21 protein-coding genes are annotated in these 21,770 nt (G+C 73.1%); 2 read left to right on the plus strand and 19 right to left on the minus strand.

The genetic code is table 11. The features are described 5' to 3' along the window. Positions 1-2 precede the first annotated feature (2 nt). Positions 3-1,235 (minus strand): tRNA dihydrouridine synthase DusB, encoded by a 1,233-nt coding sequence (gene dusB / locus ASD06_RS00260; RefSeq protein ID WP_056671689.1) that lies wholly within the window; start codon positions 1,233-1,235, stop codon positions 3-5. 198 nt (positions 1,236-1,433) lie between these two features. Here dusB and ASD06_RS00265 point away from each other — a divergent pair, with 198 nt between their 5' ends. Beyond that, complete coding sequence (locus tag ASD06_RS00265) at positions 1,434-2,411, plus strand: hypothetical protein (protein ID WP_056671692.1); 978 nt, start codon at positions 1,434-1,436, stop codon at positions 2,409-2,411. 100 nt (positions 2,412-2,511) lie between these two features. Here the strand turns inward: ASD06_RS00265 and ASD06_RS00270 are convergent, their stop codons facing one another. From ASD06_RS00270 to ASD06_RS00335, 14 genes are all read right to left on the minus strand, one after another. Then, a complete protein-coding gene (locus tag ASD06_RS00270; RefSeq protein WP_056671695.1) occupies positions 2,512-2,832 on the minus strand; it encodes a DUF2469 domain-containing protein in 321 nt (106 codons plus the stop codon). After that, a complete protein-coding gene (locus ASD06_RS00275; protein WP_056671698.1) occupies positions 2,829-3,572 on the minus strand; it encodes a ribonuclease HII in 744 nt (247 codons plus the stop codon). The genes ASD06_RS00270 and ASD06_RS00275 overlap by 4 nt, the downstream gene beginning before the upstream one ends. Continuing rightward, on the minus strand, positions 3,569-4,513 hold the full coding sequence (locus ASD06_RS19065) for an NUDIX hydrolase (RefSeq protein WP_056671701.1): 945 nt from the start codon (positions 4,511-4,513) through the stop codon (positions 3,569-3,571). The genes ASD06_RS00275 and ASD06_RS19065 overlap by 4 nt, the downstream gene beginning before the upstream one ends. A gap of 10 nt (positions 4,514-4,523) precedes the next feature. Further along, positions 4,524-5,315 (minus strand): signal peptidase I, encoded by a 792-nt coding sequence (lepB, locus tag ASD06_RS00285; RefSeq protein WP_082537624.1) that lies wholly within the window; start codon positions 5,313-5,315, stop codon positions 4,524-4,526. Between the two features lie 16 nt (positions 5,316-5,331). Then, entirely contained in the window at positions 5,332-6,069 is a 738-nt protein-coding gene (gene lepB, locus ASD06_RS00290; RefSeq protein WP_056671703.1) for a signal peptidase I, read from the minus strand. Positions 6,070-6,184: 115 nt separating this feature from the next. After that, on the minus strand, positions 6,185-6,544 hold the full coding sequence (gene rplS / locus ASD06_RS00295) for a 50S ribosomal protein L19 (RefSeq protein ID WP_056672839.1): 360 nt from the start codon (positions 6,542-6,544) through the stop codon (positions 6,185-6,187). Positions 6,545-6,665: 121 nt separating this feature from the next. Then, complete coding sequence (trmD, locus tag ASD06_RS00300; RefSeq protein WP_056671705.1) at positions 6,666-7,466, minus strand: tRNA (guanosine(37)-N1)-methyltransferase TrmD; 801 nt, start codon at positions 7,464-7,466, stop codon at positions 6,666-6,668. Continuing rightward, entirely contained in the window at positions 7,466-7,981 is a 516-nt protein-coding gene (gene rimM, locus ASD06_RS00305) for a ribosome maturation factor RimM (protein WP_056671708.1), read from the minus strand. The genes trmD and rimM overlap by 1 nt, the downstream gene beginning before the upstream one ends. A 97-nt stretch (positions 7,982-8,078) precedes the next feature. Continuing rightward, complete coding sequence (locus tag ASD06_RS00310) at positions 8,079-8,321, minus strand: RNA-binding protein (RefSeq protein ID WP_056671710.1); 243 nt, start codon at positions 8,319-8,321, stop codon at positions 8,079-8,081. Positions 8,322-8,323: 2 nt separating this feature from the next. Further along, on the minus strand, positions 8,324-8,800 hold the full coding sequence (gene rpsP / locus ASD06_RS00315; protein ID WP_056672841.1) for a 30S ribosomal protein S16: 477 nt from the start codon (positions 8,798-8,800) through the stop codon (positions 8,324-8,326). 182 nt (positions 8,801-8,982) lie between these two features. Next, positions 8,983-11,355 (minus strand): phosphoenolpyruvate synthase, encoded by a 2,373-nt coding sequence (gene ppsA, locus ASD06_RS00320; RefSeq protein ID WP_056671713.1) that lies wholly within the window; start codon positions 11,353-11,355, stop codon positions 8,983-8,985. Next, positions 11,352-12,257 carry a pyruvate, water dikinase regulatory protein gene (locus ASD06_RS00325; RefSeq protein ID WP_082537548.1) on the minus strand — a complete coding sequence of 302 codons (906 nt, stop codon included), beginning with the start codon at positions 12,255-12,257 and terminating at the stop codon, positions 11,352-11,354. The genes ppsA and ASD06_RS00325 overlap by 4 nt, the downstream gene beginning before the upstream one ends. A 5-nt stretch (positions 12,258-12,262) precedes the next feature. Then, entirely contained in the window at positions 12,263-13,414 is a 1,152-nt protein-coding gene (locus ASD06_RS19205; RefSeq protein ID WP_200941763.1) for a GNAT family N-acetyltransferase, read from the minus strand. Further along, a complete protein-coding gene (locus ASD06_RS00335; RefSeq protein ID WP_056672843.1) occupies positions 13,411-14,499 on the minus strand; it encodes an amidohydrolase family protein in 1,089 nt (362 codons plus the stop codon). Before ASD06_RS00335 ends, ASD06_RS19205 begins: the two co-directional genes overlap by 4 nt. Before the next feature lie 51 nt (positions 14,500-14,550). On the opposite strand from ASD06_RS00335, the gene ASD06_RS00345 reads away from it, so the two are divergent. Further along, complete coding sequence (locus tag ASD06_RS00345) at positions 14,551-15,795, plus strand: glycoside hydrolase family 3 N-terminal domain-containing protein (RefSeq protein ID WP_082537549.1); 1,245 nt, start codon at positions 14,551-14,553, stop codon at positions 15,793-15,795. A gap of 159 nt (positions 15,796-15,954) precedes the next feature. Here ASD06_RS00345 and ffh read toward each other — a convergent pair whose 3' ends face one another. The 4 genes from ffh to ASD06_RS00365 all read right to left on the minus strand — a co-directional run bounded on the left by ffh (position 15,955) and on the right by ASD06_RS00365 (position 21,754). Next, positions 15,955-17,550 (minus strand): signal recognition particle protein, encoded by a 1,596-nt coding sequence (gene ffh, locus ASD06_RS00350; protein WP_056671719.1) that lies wholly within the window; start codon positions 17,548-17,550, stop codon positions 15,955-15,957. A gap of 66 nt (positions 17,551-17,616) precedes the next feature. After that, the gene (locus ASD06_RS00355) at positions 17,617-20,064 is read right to left on the minus strand and encodes a [protein-PII] uridylyltransferase (RefSeq protein ID WP_235502148.1); all 2,448 of its coding nucleotides are present in this window, start codon (positions 20,062-20,064) and stop codon (positions 17,617-17,619) included. A gap of 2 nt (positions 20,065-20,066) precedes the next feature. After that, the gene (locus ASD06_RS00360) at positions 20,067-20,405 is read right to left on the minus strand and encodes a P-II family nitrogen regulator (protein WP_056671722.1); all 339 of its coding nucleotides are present in this window, start codon (positions 20,403-20,405) and stop codon (positions 20,067-20,069) included. Continuing rightward, positions 20,402-21,754, minus strand: coding sequence for an ammonium transporter (locus ASD06_RS00365; RefSeq protein ID WP_056671725.1), 1,353 nt, complete (start codon positions 21,752-21,754; stop codon positions 20,402-20,404). Before ASD06_RS00365 ends, ASD06_RS00360 begins: the two co-directional genes overlap by 4 nt. Between the last annotated feature and the right edge of the window lie 16 nt (positions 21,755-21,770).

A 21,770-nucleotide genomic window follows, 5' to 3' on the forward strand; every position in this document is an offset into this window, starting at 1 on the left:
GCTCACCCGCCGCTCACCGACAGCTCGGCCTCGCGGATCGCCCGCGCGGACTCGCCCTCGAGCTCGCGGCTGTCGAGCCAGCCCTCGGGCAGGGCCACGCGCTTTTGCGGCGTGCCCGCGCGACCGCGCTGGCCCTCGGCGGCGTCACCCGGCCAGGGCTGGGTGAGATCCAGCTCGGCCAGCAGCTCGTCGAGCCGGGCCAGGGAGTCGACGAGGCCGAGGTTCGACCGCACGTGCGCGCCGACCACGAAACCCTTGAGATACCAGGCGACGTGCTTGCGGATGTCGCGGCAGGCCTTGAGCTCGCCGTCCTGACCCGCGGCTTCATAGTGCTCGGCGAGCAGCTCGGCGTGGCGACGCAGGGCGCGGGCGACCTGAGCGAGCGTGGGCTGCACACGCACCTCGCGCCCGGCGAACGCGGCCGCGAGGTCGGCGAACAGCCACGGGCGGCCGAGGCAGCCGCGGCCCACGACGACGCCGTCGCATCCGGTGCGGCGCACCATCGCCAGGGCGTCGTCGGCGCTCCAGATGTCGCCGTTGCCGAGCACCGGGATGGTGGTGACGGCGGCCTTGAGCTCGCCGATGGCGTCCCAGTCGGCATGACCGGAGTAGTGCTGGGCCGCCGTCCGAGCGTGCAGGGCGACGGCGGCCACGCCCTCCGCCTCGGCCGCGCGGCCGGCGTCCAGGAACGTCAGGTGGTCGTCGTCGATGCCCTTGCGCATCTTGACCGTGACCGGCACGCCGTGCGGCTCGGCGGCGCGCACCGCGGCCCGGACGATGTCGCGGAACAGCGTGGCCTTCCAGGGCAGCGCCGAGCCGCCGCCCTTGCGGGTCACCTTGGGCACCGGGCAGCCGAAGTTGAGGTCGACGTGGTCGGCGCGATCCTCCTCGACGAGCATCCGGACGGCGGCACCGACGGTGGCGGGGTCGACGCCGTAGAGCTGCACGCTGCGCGGGTGCTCGCCGGGGGCCGGCTGGATGAGGCGCAGGGACTCGGGCGTGCGCTCGACCAGCGCGCGGGAGGTGACCATCTCGCTGACGTAGACCCCCGCACCCACGCCGGGCAGGCCGGCGTCCGCGAGCGCCTCACCCGCGAGCTCGCGGCACAGCTGGCGGAAGGCGGCGTTGGTGATGCCAGCCATCGGCGCCAGCACCACCGGCGTCCCGACGGCGTGCGGGCCGATGGCCAGCGGCGCGACGGTGGGGGCGTCGGCGGTGGCGGTCACGCGCTCCATTCTCCCAGCCCGGCCTCCCCCACCCAAACCGACCTCTCCCGTGGGTTGGGCGCGGTGGCACCCCGTCGCCAACCTATGGCAGCTGGGGCACCCAGTCGCCTTGGGTGAATGAAGCTGCGGGACCCAGACGCGGCCCGTCGTCCACAACTGCCCACGCGACGGCGGCAGCAACGTCGCGCGGACGGGCACAGTCGTCGCATGCCTCGACGCCGTTCCCTCGACCACGCCGCCGTTGACGACCTCCTGCGAGTGCGCGAGCGCGTGGTCAGCCACGGAGAGCTCGTCCAGCTCGGCGTGAGCCTGTCGACCATCTGCAAACGCATCCGGCGCGGCGGACCCTGGCAGCGCGCCCACCCGGGGGTGGTGATCACCCACTCCGGTACACCCACCGCTCGCGAACGCACTCTTGCGGCGCTCACCTACGCCGGTGACGGCGCGATGCTCACTGGAGCCGCGGCCTTGCGCCTTCGTGGCGTCCGGGCCGTCGCGCGGGTTCAGACGCAGCACGTGCTGGTGCCGCACCACCGTCGCAAGCAGAGCCGCCCCGACGTCATGGTCGAGCGCACGCGCACGATGCCGACGCCCACGCAGCACAGCGGTCTGGCGATGGCCCCGGTCGCGCGCTGCGTCATCGACGCCTGTCGCCAGATGCAGCGGCTCAGCGACGTGCGGGAGCTCGTCGCTGAGGTCGTGCAGCGTGGGCTGTGCACGGCGAGCGACCTCATCGAGGCACTGTCGACGGCAGCCAACCAGCGAAGCGCGCTGCCGCGAGAAGCGGTCGCCGAGATCCACGCCGGCGTGCGCTCGGTGGCGGAGGCGCACACTCGGGAGGTGTTCGCGCGGCACGGGATCCCGCAGCCACGTTGGAACTGGGCGCTCTACACCGTGGACGGCGAGCACGTCGCCACCCCGGACGGCTGGTGGGACGACATCGGGTGCGCGCTGCAGATCGACTCGATGCGCTATCACCTCGGCCCGCGCCTCTACCGGCGCACGCAGCAGCTGCAACGAGCCCTCGCCTGCTACGACGTGCCCTTCCTGCCTGTCGCGCCGAGCGACGTCCAGGAGAACGAGCACGGCTTCGTCGCGGAGGTCAGGGCGTTCCGGGGGACCCACGCCGAGCACCAGCCCACGTCGGCGCTGGTGGCGCGGCCGCCGTCCGACGTCCGACGGTGACCGTTCTGGGGAACATCACTGCATTCGGCGGCGGCGACTGGGTGCCCCTACTGCCATAGGTTGGCGACGGGGTGCCACCGCGCCCAACCCACGGGAGAGGTCAGAAGCCGGCGTCCTTGGGCAACGACAGGTCCGGCTTGTTCTCCAGCTCCTCGACGTTGACGTCCTTGAACGTCATCACCTTGACGTTCTTGACGAACCGGGCCGGCCGGTAGACGTCCCACACCCAGGCGTCGCTCATGGTGACCTCGAAGTACACCTCGCCGCCGTCAGAGCGCACCTGCACGTCGACCGAGTTGGCGAGGTAGAACCTGCGCTCGGTCTCGACCACGTGCGAGAACAGGCCCACGACGTCGCGGTACTCGCGGTACAGCGACAGCTCCATCTCGGTCTCGTAGTTCTCGAGATCCTCAGCGCTCACGGGCCCACCTCCGTCATCAGCCCATCATCGACCACGGCGTCGACACCTGCTGCCTCGGCCCGCGGCGCGGCGCCGAACGCCGGCAGCCGCCACGAGAGCCGGTGGTGCTCCGAGGCGCCCGCCCGCGCGATCGCGGCCACGTGCTCAGGCGTGGAGTACCCCTTGTTGACGTCCCAGCCGTACTGCGGGAAGCGCGCCGCGAGGTCGAGCATGATCGCGTCGCGCTCCACCTTGGCCAGCACGCTCGCGGCCGCCACCGACGAGCACGACAGGTCGGCCTTGATCCGGGTGCGCACGGGCGGCGTCACCACCGCGTCGTCGCAGAACGCGAGCAGGCCGTCGGACGCCGGGTCGGTGAGCCAGTCGTGGTTGCCGTCGAGCAGCACGAGGTCGGGTTCGGCGGGCAGCGCGGCGAGCGCGCGTCGCGCCGCCGAGCGCAGCGCGCCCAGGATGCCGAGGTGGTCGACCTCCTGCGGGCTGGCGTGCCCGACCGCGCTGGCCAGGGCCCACCGCCGAATGCGCGGCACGAGCGCCTCGCGAGCAGCCGGTGTCAGCAGCTTGGAGTCGCGGACGCCGGCCGGCGCCGTCCGCACGCGCGCGTCGACGAGCACCACGCCCACGCTGGCCGGCCCCGCCAAGGCGCCACGGCCCACCTCGTCGACGGCGGCGAGCAGCGTGCACTCCTCGCGCAGCAGCGCCCGCTCGACCCGCAGGGACGGCGCCCGGCCGGCGGGGCTCACACGCCCACCTGCACCGGGTCGGCCCCCTCGAGGGCTCCGCTGCGGGCCTGCTCGAGCAGCGCCGGCAGGAGCGTGGCCAGCGCGCGGGGGGTCAGGATGTCGCGCTGCTCGGCGGCGAGCTCGTCGAGGGTCCACCAGCGCACCTGGTCGAGGGTGCTGCGCTCGAGCGGGGTCCAGCCGGAGTGGTCGAGCTCCACCGCGGCGCCGCCCGCTCCCACGCGCAGCAGGTACCAGCGCTCGCGCAGGTCGAAGGACGGCAGCACGTGCCGGCGGGTCCACACGCAGGGGCCGAGCTCGCCGTCGTCCGCGAGGTGCAGCCCGAGCTCTTCGACGAGCTCGCGGCGCGCGGCCTGCGTGGCGGTCTCACCCGGCTCGATCCCGCCGCCAGGGGGGAACCAGAAGCCCGAGCGCGAGCGCAGCAGCAGCACCCGGTGGTCGGCATCGACCACCAGCACGCGGACGGTGGGGCGCACCGGCTCGCGCGGCAGTCGCTCGTGAAGTTCGGGCAGCCACTGCACCATCTCGGCCGGCGCGACCGCAGCGCCGGAGTCGACGAGCGCCTCGAGCTCTTCGAGGCCGAGCCACTGCGCCCCGAGCGTGAAGGCCCGCTCCTGCTCGCTCATGCCGACTGGCACGGGGGTGAACCGCTCAGTGCGCAGCGCGAAGAACGTGTTGTGGCCCAGGTAACGACGGCCGTCGAAACCGAACTCGTTGCTCGACGTCAGGGCCGGCTCTGCGAGGTCGTCGACGCTGAAGCCGAGCTCCTCCCACGCCTCGCGGCAGGCGGCGTCGTGCGGGCTCTCGCCCGGCTCCACTCCCCCACCGGGACTCACCCAACGCACGACGTCGGGCTCGGCCGGGTCGACGACGCGCTGCAGCAGCAGCGCGCCGCTGGGGTCCAGGCACAGCAGTCGGGCCGCTGGACGGTCGATGAGCGTCATCAGGTCGACCCTACGGCGTGCTCGCACCCGCAGCGGGCACCCGGGCGAACGTCGACTGCGGGACGCCGAGCCAGTCGACGCGCGAGAACGGCCAGACCACCGCCATGGCTCGCCCCGTCACCAGGTCGATCGGCACGAAGCCCTTGAAGCGCGAGTCCTCGGACGCCGAGCGGTGGTCGCCCATGACCCACAGCTGCCCCGCCGGGACGCGGACGTCGAACGGCTTCTCGGACGGCCGGTCGCCCGGGTGGACGTACGGCTCTTCGAGCGGCACGCCGTTCACCGTGAGCCGGCCGTGGTCGTCGCAGCAGACGACGTGATCCCCAGGCAGGCCGATGATCCGCTTGATGAGGTGGTTGCCCGAGTCGTTGGGCAGCAGCCCGACGAAGATCAGCACCTGGCGCAGGGGCCCGGGGTCGGGCACCGGCACCTCGTTCTGCTCGAGCCAGTCGCCGGGGTCGGTGAACACCACGACCTCGCCGCGCTTGAGCGAGAAGGGCCCGGGCGTGAGCTTGCTGACGATGACGCGGTCACCCACGAGCAGCGTGTTCTCCATCGACACCGACGGGATGTAGAACGCCTGCACGAGGAACGTCTTCACCAGCAACGACAGCACCAGCGCGATGCCGACGACGATCACCGCCTCGCGCAGTGCCCCGAGCAGCCCCAGACCGGCCCGACGGCGGCGTGAGGCAGGTGGCTGCTGGCCGGCAGCAGCCGCGCGGTGCCTCTCGCTGCGAAACGCCGGAGCGCCGTCCGCGGACTCCGCCTCCGGCTGCGGCCGGTCGTCGTCAGTGCTCACGTCCACTCCCCGCTGATCAGTGCCGCGCCGCGGGGGCGCCGTCGACGCCACCGATCCGGGACAACGGCCAGAACCGCACGAAGACCTTGCCGATCACGCGGTCGACCGGCACCGTGCCACCGCCGGGATCACCCAGGTGGGCCCGTGAGTCGGCCGAGTCGCTGCGGTGGTCGCCCATGACCCACAGCCGCCCAGCAGGCACGACGACGTCGAACGGTGTGGTGCTCGGCGCGTCGCCCGGATTGACGTACGGCTCGTCGACCGGACGGTCGTTGACCTTCAGTCGGCCAGCGGCGTCACAGCACTCGACGTGGTCGCCGGGCAGGCCGATGACCCGCTTGGTGAAGTCCTTCTCGGACGGCGAGACGCCGAAGAACGCGCCCACCTGCCGTGCCGCGCGGCCGAGCAGCCCGTGCGCTGGTGCGACCTCCTGCGAGCCCGCGAAGGAGTCGCGACCGTCGAAGACGATGACGTCGCCGCGGTGGATGTCACCCAGCCGGTAGCTGAGCTTCGACACCAGCACCCGGTCGCCGATCTGCAGCGTCGGCTCCATCGACCCCGAGGGGATGTAGAACGCCTGCACCAGGAAGGTGCGCACCACGAGGGTGAGCACGAGGGCGGCCGCCACGAGCATCGGCAGGTCACGCCACCAGGGGCGATGCCCCGTCTGCTGCCGCACGCCATCCGCGGTGGTCTCGTGCCGTGCGGCACCGGAGGCTGCCTCGCCGGCGGCGTCCTGGGGGGCGACGTCCATCACCGCGAGCCTATCGCGGACGCCGGGCCGCACCCACTCACCGCGGGCGCGCAGACAGCGGCGCCCGGGACTCCTGAGAGGGTCCCGGGCGCAGCCGACCGCTGGGGGTCTGTGGTCAACGCGAGACCGGCGTCTCGCGCTTCTCCTTGATCTTGGCGGCCTTGCCGCGCAGGTCGCGCAGGTAGTACAGCTTCGCTCGGCGCACGTCGCCGCGGGTCACGACCTCGATCTTGTCGATCACCGGGGAGTGCAGCGGGAAGGTGCGCTCGACGCCGACGCCGAAGCTGACCTTGCGGACCGTGAAGGTCTCGCGGACGCCGTCGCCCTGGCGGCGGATGACCGCACCCTGGAAGACCTGGATGCGCGAGCGGTTGCCCTCCACGACCTTGACGTGGACCTTCAGCGTGTCGCCGGGGCGGAACTCAGGGACGTCGTCCCGCAGGCTCGCGGCGTCAACAGAGTCGAGGATGTGCATGGCGCGTCCGTTCTCGCAGGTGCCACGGGTCACCCACGGTCATCGTGGTCAGGTTTCGCCACCGAGTCGGCGCGTGCGTCTCCCCCGTGGCGGGGACGCGGCCGGTGCGTGGCGCGAGGGCCTAGTCTGCCACAGCGGGGGGCTCGGCCTGAAATCCGTCGCGCTGGCCCTGCAACGCCGCCCGGTCGGCGGCGTCGAGCGCGGCCGGGTCGAGGGCCGCCAGCAGGTCGGGACGGCGCACCGCCGTGCGCCGCAGCCGCTCGTCGCGGCGCCAGCGCGCGACGGCGCCGTGGTGGCCCGACAGCAGCACCGGCGGCACCTCCCGACCCCGCCAGGACGCCGGCTTGGTGTACACCGGGTACTCGAGCAGCCCGTCCTCGTGGCTCTCCTCCACCAGGCTCTCGGCGTTTCCGACGACGCCGGGCAGCAGCCGGGCGACGGCCTCGACGATCGCCAGCACGGCCACCTCGCCGCCGTTGAGCACGTAGTCCCCCAGGCTCACCGGCGTGAGCCGCCAGCGGCCGGCCGCGTCGTCCAGCACCCGCTCGTCGATGCCCTCGTAGCGACCGCACGCGAAGGCCAGCCAGCGCTCGGCCGCCAGCTCGTGGGCCATCGCCTGGGTGAACCGGACGCCGGAGGGGCTGGGCACGAGCAGGTGCGGCGTGACCGTGTCGTCGCCGAGGGCGGCGCGACCCGCCTGCTCGACGTGGTCGAGCGCCTCACCCCAGGGTTCGGGTCGCATGACCATGCCCGGGCCGCCGCCGTACGGGGTGTCGTCGACGGTGCGGTGCCGGTCGTGGGTGAAGTCGCGCAGGTCGTGGACGGCCACGTCGAGCAGGCCCTGCTCGCGCGCCTTGCCGATGAGCGAGAGCTGCAGGGCGTCCAGGTAGGCCGGGAAGATCGTGACGACGTCGACGCGCATCAGTCGGCCTCGGTGTCCGGGTCGAACATCCCCCCGGGCGGGTCGACGACGACGCGTCCGCCGGCGACGTCGACCTCCGGCACGAGGGCCGCCACGAAGGGCACCAGCACCTCGGCGCCCGCGGCGGTGCGCACCACCAGCAGGTCCTGGGCCGCTCCGGCGTCCAGGCGCACGACCTCGCCGAGCACCTGCCCCGCCGGGTCGTCGACGCGCAGGCCGATGAGCTCGTGCTCGTACCAGGCGTCCGGCTCGTCAGAGGTCTCGACGTCGACCAGCAGCAGCACGCCGCGCAGCGCCTCGGCGGCGGTGCGGTCGGCGACGGAGGCGAACTGCAGCAGCAGCACGCCGTTGTGGTCGCGCGCGGTCTCGAGGGTGAGCGGCCCGGCGTCGGCGGGATCGGTGACGAACGTCGCGCCGGGCACGAACCGCTGCTCGGGGACGTCGGTGCGCACCTCGATGCTCACCTCGCCGCGCAGCCCGTGGGCCCGTCCGACGCGGGCGACGACACGCTGCATGCTCACTCCCTCGGTGCGGCGGCCGTAGCGGCCGGGAAACAGCGGCGTCCGAGCACCCGACCGGTGCGGTCAGGTGCTCGGACGCAGGTGGTGCTGGTCAGCGCACGCGGTCGGTGTCGACGATGTCGATCCGTACCGAGCGGCCGCTGGCCAGGGCGCCGACGACGGTGCGCAGCGCGCTCGCCGTCCGCCCCGACCGTCCGATCACGCGACCGAGGTCGTCCGGGTGCACGCGCACCTCGAGCATCTCGCCGCGACGGCCGTCGACCCGGCGGACGGTGACGTCGTCCGGGTGCTCGACGATGCCGCGGACGAGGTGGTCGAGGGCGTTCTCGAGCACGCTCAGGCCTCGGTGGTGGCGGCCTCGTCGGCCGAGGCGTCGGCGGTCTGCTCAGCGGCACCCTCGTCAACCTTCGGCTCGGCCTTCTTGGCGGCCTTCTTCTTGGGCGTGGTCGCGCCCTCCTTGACCGCATCGCCCGCGGAGGCGCGAGCGGCCTCGTTGAACAGCGCGTCGCGGTCGGGGCGCGGCTCACGGGTGCGCAGCGTGCCCTCGGCACCCGGCAGGCCCTTGAACTTCTGCCAGTCGCCGGTGACCTTGAGCAGCGCCAGCACCTGCTCGGTGGGCTGCGCGCCCACGCTGAGCCAGTACTGCGCCCGCTCGGAGTCGATGTCGATGAGCGACGGCTCCTCGGTCGGGTGGTACTTGCCGATCTCCTCGATCGAGCGACCGTCGCGCTTGGTGCGCGAGTCGGCCACGACGACGCGGTAGTACGGGGCCCGGATCTTGCCCAGGCGCTTGAGACGGATCTTGACGGCCACGGGTGTGGTCACTCCTGTGTCTGCGTGGGGTGGCGCGGCGGGCTCCCGGGTGGGGACTCGGGTGCCGTGGCGCTCGGGACACGGCGCGAGGCGGAGAGAGGGGCCGCGACGCACCGGTACGGCCGACCATTCTGCCAGACGTGGCCGGTTCTCTCGACCACGCCTCGACACAGGCCGGGGGTTCAGCCCTTGGCGACCTTCGCCAGGCGGTTCCAGGTGTCGACGACGGTGTCGGGGTTGAGCGACATCGAGGCGATCCCCCGCTGCATGAGCCACTCGGCGAGGTCCGGGTGGTCGCTCGGCCCCTGGCCGCAGATGCCGACGTACTTGCCGGCCGCCGTGCACGCCTCGATCGCCCGCTCGAGCATGAACAGCACGGCCGGGTCGCGCTCGTCGAACGACTCGGCCACCAGTGCGGAGTCGCGGTCGAGGCCCAGCGTCAGCTGCGTCATGTCGTTCGAGCCGATCGAGAAGCCGTCGAAGTGCTCGAGGAACTGCTCGGCGATCACGGCGTTCGAGGGCAGCTCGCACATCATGATGACCTGCAGGTCGTTCTCGCCGCGGCGCAGACCCTGCTCGGCCAGCAGCTCGACGACCCGGCGTCCCTCGGTGACCGTGCGCACGAACGGGATCATCACCTTGACGTTGGTGAGCCCCATCTCGTCACGCACGTACCGCAGCGCCTCGCACTCCATCGCGAAGCAGTCGCGGAACTGCTCGGAGACGTACCGCGACGCGCCGCGGTACCCGATCATGGGGTTCTCCTCGTGGGGCTCGAACCGGTCACCGGCGAGCAGGTTCGCGTACTCGTTCGACTTGAAGTCCGACATCCGCACGATCACCGGCTTCGGCGCGAACGCCGCCGCGATGGTGGCCACGCCCTCCGCCACCCGCTGCACGAAGTAGTCGCGCGGGCTGGGGTACGCGGCCACGGCCTCGCTCACCTGCGAGCGCAGCGGCTCGTCCAGCGTGTCGAGCTCCAGCAGCGCCCGCGGGTGGATGCCGATCTGCCGGTTGATGATGAACTCCAGCCGCGCGAGCCCGACGCCGGCGTTCGGCAGCCGCGAGAACGCGAAGGCCTGGTCAGGCGTCCCGACGTTCATCATGATGTCGACGTCGAGCTCGGGCATGGCCTGCAGGTCGGTCTCGATGACCTCGAAGTCGAGCACGCCCTCGTAGACGTACCCCGTGTCGCCCTCGGCGCACGACACCGTGACCTCGCGGCCGTCGGCCAGGTCGCGTGTCGCCGACCCCGTGCCGACGACGGCCGGGATGCCGAGCTCGCGAGCGATGATCGCGGCGTGGCACGTGCGGCCACCGCGGTTGGTGACGATCGCGCTGGCACGCTTCATGATCGGCTCCCAGTCAGGGTCGGTCATGTCGGCGACGAGCACCTCCCCCGGCGAGAACTGGCTCATCTGCTCGGCTGACTGCAGCACACGCACCGGCCCGGCGCCGATCTTCTGCCCGATCGCGCGGCCCTCGGCGATGACGTCGCCGCGCTCGTTGAGCCGGAACCGCTGCATCGTGGTCGCCGAGCGCCGAGACTGCACGGTCTCCGGCCGAGCCTGCAGGATGTAGAGCCGTCCGTCGACACCGTCCTTGCCCCACTCGATGTCCATCGGACGCCCGTAGTGGTCCTCGATGGCGACGGCGAGCCGCGCCAGCTCGGTCACCTCGGCGTCGGTGAGGCTGAAGCGCGCGCGGTCGGCGGGGTCGACGTCCACGAACTCCGTGGAGCGGCCGACGGTGCGGTCGTCGGTGTAGACCATCTTGGTGGCCTTGGTGCCGATGCCGCGCTTCAGGATCGCCGGGCGCCCCGCCCGCAGACCGGGCTTGTAGACGTAGAACTCGTCGGGGTTCACCGCACCCTGGACGACGGCCTCGCCCAGGCCGTACGACGACGTGACGAACACCGCGTCGTCGTAGCCGGACTCGGTGTCCATGGTGAACATCACGCCGGACGCGCCGACGTCCGAGCGCACCATCCGCTGCACTCCCGCCGACAGCGCGACCTCGGCGTGCTCGAAGCCGTGGTGCACGCGGTAGGCGATGGCGCGGTCGTTGTAGAGCGAGGCGAAGACCTCGCGGATGGCCCGCAGCACCCCGTCGATGCCCCGCACGTTGAGGAAGGTGTCCTGCTGGCCGGCGAAGGAGGCGTCGGGAAGGTCCTCGGCCGTGGCGCTCGAGCGGACGGCGAACGACACCTCCTCGTCGTCGCCGGCCAGGGTCGCGAAGGCCTCGCGGATCGCCGTCTCGAGGTGCTGCGGCAGCGGCTGCTCGATGACCCAGCGGCGGATCTCGGTGCCCGCGGCCGCCAGGGCCTGGACGTCGTCGGAGTCGAGCGAGGCGAGCCGCTCGGCGATCCGGTCGGCGAGGCCGGTCTCGCCGAGGAACGAGCGGAACGCGTCGGCGGTGGTGGCGAAGCCGTCGGGCACGCTCACCCCGGCGTCGGCGAGGTTGCTGACCATCTCGCCCAGCGAGGCGTTCTTGCCCCCGACCTGGTCGAGATCACCCATGCCGAGGCTGGAGAACCACCGGACGTCGTCGCTCATAGATCGCTTCCTTTGGTGAGGGTGTGATCGACCCACTCCCGCAGGCGGGGTCGGCCGGGCTGGCGTCGGTCGCTGAGAGTCTGCACGATCAGCGCGGCCATCTCCTCCACGGACCTAGTGGTGGAGTTGATGACCGGAAGGTGGTGGGCGCGGTACATCGCCTCGGCGCGTCGCAGCTCGAACGTGCACTGGTCGATCGAGGCGTAGCGCGAGTTCGGACGGCGCTGCTGGCGCACCTCGGCCAGGCGCGTCGGCGTGGCGAGCAGACCGAAGCACCGGTCGGCGAGCTCGCGCAGCGGCCGCGGCAGCTCGGTGCCCTCGAGGTCCTCGTCGACCAGGGGGTAGTTGGCCACGAAGAGCCCGTGCTGCAGCGCGAGGAACATCGAGGTGGGGGTCTTGCCACACCGCGACGGCGCGATGAGGATCACGTCGGCGCGGTCGATCGCGCGCAGCGTCTGGCCGTCGTCGTGCTGGATCGAGTACTCGATCGCCTGCATGCGCGAGTTGTAGCGCTGGACGTCACCCACGCCGTGCAGCCGACGGGGCACGTTCTGGGCGCTGACGCCGAGGGTCTGCTCCACGCGCGACATGTGCATCTCGTAGAAGTCGATGACCGGGCAGCGGGCCTTGCCGAGCTCGAGCCGGATCTCCTCCGTCGCCGCGGTCGAGAACACCAGCGGCGTCACGGGCCCGTCCATCGCCTCGTCGAGGATGGCCACGACCTGTCGCGCCTCCTCCACCGAGCCGATGAAGGGGATGAGCCGGCGCTCGAAGGTCAGGTGGGGGAACTGGATGAGCAGGGCGTTGCCCATGGTCTCGGCGCTGATGCCGGTGCTGTCGGACAGGAAGAACACGGGCACCGGAACGTCCGGCGACGCCGTCGTCGCGGGGGGCTCACCCATGGTGGTCAGGGTAGGGGGCGGCCCGGCTCGGCGCGCACCCAGAGGGCCAGGCGCGCGACCGCCCGCGGCTCGAGAGGCGCACTGGTGTCGAAACGCACCACGTCGCCGAGGGCCAGTGGGTGCGCACTGGTCGCGCCGCCGCTGTCCCACAGCGCGAGGCCGGCCGAGCCGCCGTGGATCGCGGCCCGCGACGGAAGGCGTTCGAGGTACCTGGTGCGGGCGACGTCGGCCGGGACGTCGCACCAGACCTCCACGGTGCCGGCCGGGTCGACCCCGGCCCGGTCGAGCCCGGCGCTGACGAGGTGTCGCGCCGACGTCGGCCACCAGCTCTCGACCACGGCCCCACTGGGGCAGTCGGCCAGCAGGCTCCACAGCGCCTCGGTGGAGCCGGCACCCAGCACTGGCGACCGGCCGTCCCACTGCTCGGCGTCCGCAGCCGCCAGAGACGCCCCGACGGCCTCCTTGACCGCGTCCTTGCTGAGCAGCGGCAGCGCCAGCTCCTGCGCCAGGGCCCGCGCGAGCGTCGACTTCCCCGCACCGGGCAGCCCGTTGACCAGCACGACGCGCCGCGCGCGGCGATGCGGCGCGTACGGCTCGGCCGGCCACTCCTCGGCCGTGACCGCGTAGCGCTCGTGGTCGCGCCAGGCCAGGCCGTCCGGACCGACGAGCCGGAGCATGCGGGGCGTCTCGCCCTCGTGCCGAAAGCCCAGGGAGCGCAGCACGAGCGCCGAGCGCACGTTGCCCGGCTGCACGTTCGCCTCCACGCGGTGCAGTCCGAGGCCACCATCGCGTTCGGCCCGCAGGCAGACGTCGACGACGAGCCGCAGACCCTCGCGGAACAGCCCGCGTCCGGCGTACGGGTCGTAGGCGTCGTAGCCGATGGACGCCGAGTGGAACGTGCCCCGCACGACGTTCGACACGTTGACCCGGCCGACGAGCCCGTGACTGCCGGCAGGGTCGTCGGCCAGCACCACGAACGTGCGGCGGGTGGGCGACTGCTCGGCGAGGTCGGCCTCGATCCGGCGCGGGTCGACGGGGTTCCAGCGCGCGATCCGCTGCTCGGACGCCGCGAAGGCCGCGCGGTAGGGCTCGACGTCCTGGCGGGCCACGGGGCGCACGTGCACCCCCGCCCCACGCGCGGTGAGGGGCTCGCTCACCACCGGCGTCCGCGCAGGACGACGGCACCGGGGTCGGCCAGCACGCCGAGGTCCTCGCGCGGGTCGGCGGGGTAGACGACGAGATCGGCGGACGCCCCCTCGGTGAGGGCCGGCCGGCCCAGCCACTCTCGCGCCGTCCAGGTGGCGGCGGCCAGCGCGTCGAGGCGCGGCAGGCCCGCACGGTGCAGCTCGGCGACCTCCTGCGCGGCCAGTCCGTGCGGCAGGGAACCGCCGGCGTCGGTGCCGCAGAACACCATCACGCCCTCCTCGAACGCGGCGCGCACGGTGTCGTAGCGGCGGGCGTGCAGGTCCCGCATGTGTCGCGCGTAGACCGGGAACTTCGCCTCGGCGCTGTCGGCGATCGTCGGGAACGTCGCGATGTTGACGAGCGTGGGGACGATGGCCACCCCGCGCTCGGCTGCGGCCTCGATCGTCTCGTCCGTGAGGCCGGTGGCGTGCTCGATGCAGTCGATGCCGGCGTCGATGAGGTCGGGCAGGCTGTCCTCGCTGAAGCAGTGCGCCGTGACGCGGGCGCCGAGCTCGTGAGCGGCGGCCATCGCGGCCTGGAGGACGTCGGCCGGCCAGCACGGTGCCAGGTCGCCGGTGTCGCGGTCGATCCAGTCGCCGACGAGCTTGACCCAGCCGTCGCCCGCCTGGGCCTCGGCTCGCACCTGGGTCACGAGCTGCTCGGGCTCGATCTCATGGGCGAAGTTGCGGATGTAGCGGCGCGTGCGGGCGATGTGGCGTCCGGCGCGGATGATGCGCGGGAGGTCGGGCGCGTCGTCGATCCAGCGGGTGTCGGCCGGGCTGCCGGCGTCCCGCACCAGCAGCGTGCCGGCGGCGCGATCGGTCTCGGCCTGGGCGCGGGTGGTGTCGTCGTCCACGGCCCCGTGGGCGTCGAGGCCGACGTGGCAGTGCGCGTCGACGAGGCCGGGCAGCACGTGCCCGTCGATCCGGACGACGTCATGGCCCGCCGCCGTGGGGCGCTCGAAGGTGAGCCGGCCGCCGACGACCCAGGCCTGCTCGACCTCCTCGTGCGGGCCGACGAGCACGGGTCCGGTGAGGTGCAGCACGTCCGCAGCCATGGCCGTCACCCTATCCGCGAGGTACGTTCGCCTCCCGGGGGACGGAGGCCGATGAGCAGCACACGACGCTGGAGCGGCACGGTGGTGGGCGCGCTGGTGGTGCTGGCCGCGTGCTCGTCGACCGCGGGCGGCGGCTCGCCGTCACCGGGCCCGACCACCGCGACGGCGTCCCCGACGACCACCTCGACGCCTTCTCCGACAAGCACTCCGACGACCAGCCCGACGGCGACGGCGACGGCGACGGCCACGCCCGACCGCGCCGAGCGGGCGCTGGCTCGCCTCAGCCTCGCCCAGCGCGTGGGCCAGCTGCTGATGGTGGGCAGCTCGGCCGAGCACGCGGACGCCGCCACGCGCCGGGCCGTGACGCGCTACCACGCCGGCAACGTCATGCTCACCGGTCGCAGCGCGCTGGGGGTCACCGCGACCGCTCGGGTGAGCCGGGCGCTGCAGTCGGACGCCGGAGCCTCCGCGACCGGCGGCGTACCACTGCTCGTCGCGACCGACCAGGAGGGCGGCCAGGTGCAGGTGCTCTCCGGCCCCGGCTTCTCCGACATCCCGTCCGCCCTGAGCCAAGGCACGTGGGCGTCCGCCACGCTGCAGGTCCGCGCGCAGCAGTGGGGAGAGCAGCTGCGGGACGCCGGTGTGCAGGTGAACCTCGCGCCCGTGGCCGACACCGTGCCGAGCTCACTGGGCCGCTCGAACGCCCCCATCGGCCGGTACTCGCGCGAGTTCGGTCACGACCCCGACACCGTGGGAGCCCACGCCGCGGCGTTCATCACCGGCATGACGACGGCGCGCGTCGCCACCGCGGCCAAGCACTTCCCCGGCCTCGGCCGGGTCCGCGGCAACACCGACACCACCAGCGGCGTCACGGATGGGACGACGACCCGCACCGATCCCTACCTGCAGCCGTTCCGCGCGGCCATCTCCGCGGGCACGCCGATGGTGATGATGTCGAGCGCGGTCTACAGCCGGATCGACCCCCACCACCCTGCCTGCTTCTCCCGCACCGTCGTGACGGACCTGCTGCGCGGCGACCTCGGGTTCGACGGCGTCGTCATCAGCGACGACCTGGGTCAGGCACGCCAGGTGCAGCGCTGGTCGGCCGGCTCCCGCGCGGTGCAGCTCGTCGCGGCCGGCGGGGACGTCGTGCTCACTGTCGACCCCGACGACGCACCGGCGATGTACACGGCGCTGTACGCGAAGGCCAAGAGCGACAAGGCCTTTCGCGCCAAGGTCGACGCCGCCGCTCTGCGGGTGCTGCGACTCAAGGCCGCCTACGGCGTCCTGCGCTGACGCCGGTAGCCAGCTCCCCGCCGTCCGCCCCGTCCCGCCGTGATCATGCACACCAGCGCACTCCTGGGGAGGATCACTGCACTCCACGAATGAAGCGGGGGCACCCACCTCCACTAGGAGTGCAGCGGGGTGCCACCGCGCCACAAGGGCTACGGAAGGTCAGCGGCCGAGGAACTTCTCGAAGCCCGCGGGCAGCTGGCTGAGCGCCTGAGCGTCCTCTTCCGGCGTCGTGCCGGCACCGAACGGCGATCCCGTCGAGCCCAGCGAGGCACCCCGCGACTCCTGCGCCCGCTGCGCGGCGAGGCGCTCCTGCTCCGCGCGCTTGGCCGGGTTGCCGCTCTTGCCCTTCTTGCGCTGCGGCGCCTTGCCCTTGGCCTTCTTACCGCCACCCATGCCGGGCAGCGAGCCCATGCCCGGGATGGCACCCATGCCGCGGCGCATCTGCTTCATCATCTTCTGCGCCTCGGTGAGCCGCTGCAGCAGCTCGTTGACGTCGGACACCGAGCGGCCCGAGCCGCGCGCGATGCGGGCTCGCCGCGAGCCGTTGATGAGCTTGGGGTGCTTGCGCTCGAACGGCGTCATCGACTGCACCATGGCCTCGACGCGGTCGAACTCGCGCTCGTCGATGGCGTCGAGCTGGTCCTTCATCTGGGCCATGCCCGGCATCATGCCGAGCATCTTCTTCAGCGAGCCCATCTGCTTGACGGCCTGCATCTGGGCGAGGAAGTCGTCGAAGGTGAAGTCCTCCTCCTCGACGAACTTGCGGGCCATGTTCTCGGCCTGCTCGGCGTCGAACGCCTTCTGCGCCTGCTCGATGAGCGTCATGACGTCGCCCATGTCGAGGATGCGGCTGGCCATGCGGTCGGGGTGGAAGACCTCGAAGTCCTCGAGCTTCTCGCCCGTGCTGGCGAACATGATCGGCCGGCCGGTCACGGTCGCCACCGACAGCGCCGCACCACCGCGGGCGTCGCCGTCCAGCTTCGACAGCACGACGCCGGTGAACTCGACGCCCTCGAGGAACGCCTGGGCGGTGGTGACGGCGTCCTGGCCGATCATCGCGTCGATGACGAACAGCACCTCGTCGGGCTGCACGGCGGCGCGGATGTCGGCTGCCTGCTGCATCAGCTCGGAGTCGATGCCGAGGCGGCCGGCGGTGTCGACGATCACGACGTCGTGCTGGCGGGCGCGAGCCTCTGCGACGCCGTCGCGCGCCACGCGTACCGGGTCGCCCACGCTCGCCTGGTCGAGGTCGTCGCCCTGGTTGCCCTTCTCGGGCGCGAACACCCGCACACCGGCCCGCTCGCCCACCACCTGCAGCTGGGTGACGGCGTTGGGGCGCTGCAGGTCGGCCGCCACCAGCAGGGGCGTGTGACCCTCCGACTTCAGCCACAGCGCGAGCTTGCCCGCGAGCGTCGTCTTACCGGCACCCTGCAGACCCGCGAGCATGATCACCGTCGGCGGGGTCTTGGCGAACCGCACGCGGCGGGTCTGGCCACCGAGCACCGACACCAGCTCGTCGTTGACGATCTTGACGACCTGCTGCGCCGGGTTCAGCGCGCCGCTCACCTCGGCGCCCAGGGCCCGCTCGCGCACCGCCGCGGTGAACTGCTTGACCACGGGCAGGGCGACGTCGGCCTCGAGCAGCGCGGTGCGGATCTCCTTCACCGTGGCCGCGACGTCCGACTCGGACAGGCGACCCTTGCCGCGCAGGTTCTTGAACGTGGCGGACAGGCGGTCGGACAGGGTGGCGAACACGAAGCAACCTCGGGGTGCTGGACGTCGTGGGACTGGAGACGAACGGTGGACGAGCTCGCCCCCAGCCTACTTGGCGTCCCCGGTGACCTCCTGCGCACGAGGCGGCAGCTCCGCGGCGTCGACGAGAGCGGCCACGACGCGGCCGACGCGGGGCGGGTCCAGCGCTCCTGCACCCGGCTCGGCCAGGTAGAGCGTGTCGACCGCCTGCCCCGCGTGAGTCGCCACGTGCGCCGACCGGACGTCGACCCGCGCCGTCGCGAGTGCTGTCCCCAACGCGTGGAGGAGTCCCGGCCGGTCGGCCGCGCGCACCTCCACCACCGTGGCGTCCTGCGAGGCCCCCGGCACCAGAACCACCCGCGGTTGAGGGGGCACCGACCGGGCGGGCCGGTACGCCGCGTCGCGCCGGTGCAGCCGGTCGAGCACGGTGGCGTCGCCACTCGCCAGACGCCGCAGCCCGAGCACGAGCGTCGCCACGGGCGGCAGGTCGCCGTAGGGCGCGCTCACCCACCAGCTGTCCACCGCCACCGCGCCGGCACTGGCACTGGCAGCGGAACCGGAACCGGAACCGGAACCGGAACCGGAACCGGAACCGGAACCGCCGACCGTGCGCACGAGGGCCGAACGCACCGACAGCCCGTGCGCGGCGAGCAGGCCCGAGACGTCGGCGAACAGGCCGAGCCGGTCAGGCGCGACGACCGTGACGACGTGCATGCCGTCGACCTGCTCGACGGCGACCTCGGGCTCCCCCGAGTCCCGCACCGCGGCGAGCAGCGCGGCCTCGCGCTCGCTCAGCGGTGCCGGCGCGGGCACCTCGCCCTCTGCCAGCAGCCGCCGGGCCCGAGCCACCAGGTCGTCGACCAGCCGGGCGCGCCACGAGCTCCACGCGGCGGGACCCGCCGCCAGCGCGTCCGCCTCGGTGAGCGCGCGCAGCAGGTCCAGGACGTCGCCGCGCCCGTCGACCGCCGCGGCCACGGCCTGCACCGTGCGGGGGTCGTCGGGGTCGCGCCGCGTCGCGAGGTCGACGAGCGTCAGGTGCTCGCGCACGAGCCGCTCGACGACGTCCACGTCGCGCGGCTCGTACCCGAGGCGCTCGGCGGCGCGGCGGGCGATCGGCGCACCGGTCGCGCTGTGGTCAGCCGAGCCGGGCAGCTTGCCGACGTCGTGCAGCAGCGCCGCGACGAGCAGCAGGTCGGGGCGCTCGACGTCGCGCAGGAACGCACCGGCCCGCACGACCGTCTCGACGAGGTGCCGGTCGACGGTGTGCCGGTGCACGGCGTTGCGCTGCGGCCGTGAGCGCACCGCCTCCCAGCCCGGCAGCCAGGCGCTCACCAGCCCGGCCAGGTCGCACGCCTCCCACGTCGCGACCAGGCCGGGCCCGGCACCGAGCAGGTCCAGGAACGCCTCGCGCATCGGCGCCGTCCACGGCTGCTCGCCCGGCGCGGCGGTCCGTGCGAGGTGCTCGACGGTCACCGGCGACAGCGGCAGCGCGAGCCGCGCCGAGGTCGCCGCGGCCCGTAGCGCGAGAGCCGGGTCGGTGCGCGGGTCGACGCCCACCCCGAGCACCACCTCGCCGTCGTGCTCCACGAGCCCGTGCCCGAGTGGCCGCAGCACCGGACGGCGCGGGCCGCGGCGCAGGCGCCGCGCGGGAGCCGCCTGCCGGGCCCGGCGGGCCGTGGTGTCGAGGGCGAAGGCCACCGTGCGCGCTGCCCGCGACACCCGCGTGAGCAGGTCGTCGGCGTCGTCGGCGCCCACGAGCCCGGCCACGGTGTCCTGCTCGGCCAGCAGCAGCGTGTCGCCCGCCCTCCCGCTGACCACCTGCAACGCGTCCCGGACGTCGAGCAGCAGGCGGTGCGCGGCGTCCACCGGCACGTGCGGCCGGTCAGCGAGCCACGAGGCCGACAGGGCCCGCAGCACCGTGACGTCACGCAGGCCGCCGCGACTGTCCTTGAGGTCGGGCTCGAGCAGGAACGCGGCGTCACCGTACCGCTCGGCCCGCTCCTCGACGGCGCTGAGCAGCTCGGGCAGGCGGCGGCGCGCGGCCCCGCGCCAGTCGTCGAGCAGCCGGCTGCGAGTCGCCGCCACGAGCTCGGCGTCGCCTGCCACCACCCGCAGGTCGAGCAGTCCGACGCCGGCGGCCAGGTCGTGCGAGCCGACGTCGCGGCACTGGGCCGGGGTGCGCACCGAGTGGTCGAGGCGCACCCCGGCGTCCCAGATCGGGTACCAGAGCCGCTCGGCCAGCGCGGCGACGTCCGGGCTCGCCAGCGCGTGGCCGTCGTGCAGCAGCACCAGGTCGAGGTCGCTCGTCGGGCCGGCCTCCTGGCGCGCGAGGCTGCCCACGGCCGCGAGCGCGACGCCGGCCGGCGCGGCCGGCTCCCCCACGGCTGCCGACCAGACGTCGGCCAGCCACGCGTCCACGAGCGTCGTGAGCGCGCGCCGGCGACCCGGCCCGTCACCGGTGTGCCAGGACGGGGACCGGGCCGCCGAAGTCAGCCGCTCGGCTCGCAGGTCGCGCACGCTCAGAGCGCGTCCAGCCCGCGCTCGCCGGTGCGGACGCGGGCGACGTCCTCGACCGGAACGGTCCAGACCTTGCCGTCGCCGATCCGCCCGGTCTGCGCGCTCTTGACGAGCACCTCGAGGACGTCGGGGGCGTCGTCGTCGCCCACGAGCACCTCGACGCGCAGCTTCGGCACGAGGTCGACCGTGTACTCGGCGCCGCGGTAGACCTCGGTGTGCCCGCGCTGGCGGCCGTAGCCGCTCGCCTCGCTCACGGTCATGCCCTGCACCCCGAAGGACTCCAGGGCCGACTTCACGTCGTCGAGCTTGTGGGGCTTGATGATCGCGGTCACGAGCCTCATGCCGACACCTCCGTCGTCCGCGCTGCGCTGGCCGACCCCACGGTCGGCCGGAAGCCTCCACCGGACACCCCGGCGAGGTCGTACCCGGTCTCAGCGTGCTCCGCCGAGTCGATGCCGCTGACCTCGGCCTCCTCGCTGACCCGAAAGCCCATCGTCCGGTGCAGCACCAGCCCGATCACGTAGCTCGCGACGAACGACGTGACCAGCACCGCCAGCGCCCCGACCACCTGACGCCAGAGCTGGTCGAGGCCCCCGCCGTAGAACAGGCCCTTCACGGCGGCCGGGGCAGCGTCGGTGGCGAAGAACCCGATGGCGATGGTGCCCCAGAGTCCACCGACGAGGTGGACGCCGACCACGTCGAGCGAGTCGTCGAAGCCGAGCCGGAACTTCAGGCCGACGGCGTAGGCGCAGGCCACGCCGGCCACGGCGCCGATGGCGATGGCCCCCAGCGGCGAGACCGCCGAGCAGGAGGGCGTGATCGCGACCAGCCCGGCGACGACGCCGGACGCCGCACCCAGCGACGTCGGGTGGCCGTCACGCACGCGCTCGGTGGCCAGCCAGCCGAGCATCGCCGCGGCCGTCGCGACGATCGTGTTGACGAAGACGACGGCGGCGGTGTTGTTGGCGGCGAGCGCCGAGCCGGCGTTGAAGCCGAACCAGCCGAACCACAGCAGGCCCGCACCGATCATCACCAGCGTGAGGTTGTGCGGGCGCATCGGGTCGCGGCCGAAGCCCACCCGCTTGCCGAGCACGAGCGCCAGCGCCAGACCCGCCGCACCCGCGTTGATGTGGACGGCGGTGCCCCCGGCGAAGTCGATCGCCTTGAGGTTGTTGGCGATCCAGCCGCCGACGTGGGTGACCACGCCCTTGTCGTCGGTGACGGTGAAGTCGAAGACCCAGTGGGCGATCGGGAAGTAGACGACCGTGGCCCAGATGCCGGCGAACACCATCCAGGTGCCGAACTTGGCGCGGTCGGCGATGGCGCCGGAAATGAGGGCCACGGTGATGATGGCGAACACGGCCTGGAAGGCCACGAACGCCATGGTCGGCAGGCCCCCGCCCTGCGACGTCGCGTCGACCATCAGGCCCTTGAGGCCGAGGAACTCGGTCGGGCTGCCGAGCAGCCCTGCGCCGACGTCGTTGCCGAACGCGAACGAGTAGCCGTACAGCACCCACAGCACGGTGATGAGCCCGAGGGCGCCGAAGCTCATCATCATCATGTTGAGCACGCTCTTGCCGCGGACCATGCCGCCGTAGAAGAGCGCGAGGCCGGGGGTCATCAGCAGCACGAGGGCGGCGCTGGTGAGCACCCAGGCGGTGTCGCCGGTGTTGACCACGGCAACCTCCATCGGGAGTCGGGAGCGG

It is taken from the genome of Angustibacter sp. Root456 (genome assembly GCF_001426435.1).
GTDB lineage: Bacteria > Actinomycetota > Actinomycetes > Actinomycetales > Angustibacteraceae > Angustibacter.

Coding starts and splice junctions, on each gene's coding strand:
- dusB (WP_056671689.1), bottom strand. CDS start 1,235: ATGGAGCGCGTGACCGCCACCGCCGACGCCCCCACCGTCGCGCCGCTG.
- ASD06_RS00265 (WP_056671692.1), top strand. CDS start 1,434: ATGCCTCGACGCCGTTCCCTCGACCACGCCGCCGTTGACGACCTCCTG.
- ASD06_RS19065 (WP_056671701.1), bottom strand. CDS start 4,513: ATGACGCTCATCGACCGTCCAGCGGCCCGACTGCTGTGCCTGGACCCC.
- lepB (WP_056671703.1), bottom strand. CDS start 6,069: ATGGACGTCGCCCCCCAGGACGCCGCCGGCGAGGCAGCCTCCGGTGCC.
- rplS (WP_056672839.1), bottom strand. CDS start 6,544: ATGCACATCCTCGACTCTGTTGACGCCGCGAGCCTGCGGGACGACGTC.
- trmD (WP_056671705.1), bottom strand. CDS start 7,466: ATGCGCGTCGACGTCGTCACGATCTTCCCGGCCTACCTGGACGCCCTG.
- rimM (WP_056671708.1), bottom strand. CDS start 7,981: ATGCAGCGTGTCGTCGCCCGCGTCGGACGGGCCCACGGGCTGCGCGGC.
- ppsA (WP_056671713.1), bottom strand. CDS start 11,355: ATGAGCGACGACGTCCGGTGGTTCTCCAGCCTCGGCATGGGTGATCTC.
- ASD06_RS00325 (WP_082537548.1), bottom strand. CDS start 12,257: ATGGGTGAGCCCCCCGCGACGACGGCGTCGCCGGACGTTCCGGTGCCC.
- ASD06_RS00335 (WP_056672843.1), bottom strand. CDS start 14,499: ATGGCTGCGGACGTGCTGCACCTCACCGGACCCGTGCTCGTCGGCCCG.
- ASD06_RS00345 (WP_082537549.1), top strand. CDS start 14,551: ATGAGCAGCACACGACGCTGGAGCGGCACGGTGGTGGGCGCGCTGGTG.
- ASD06_RS00360 (WP_056671722.1), bottom strand. CDS start 20,405: ATGAGGCTCGTGACCGCGATCATCAAGCCCCACAAGCTCGACGACGTG.
- ASD06_RS00365 (WP_056671725.1), bottom strand. CDS start 21,754: ATGGAGGTTGCCGTGGTCAACACCGGCGACACCGCCTGGGTGCTCACC.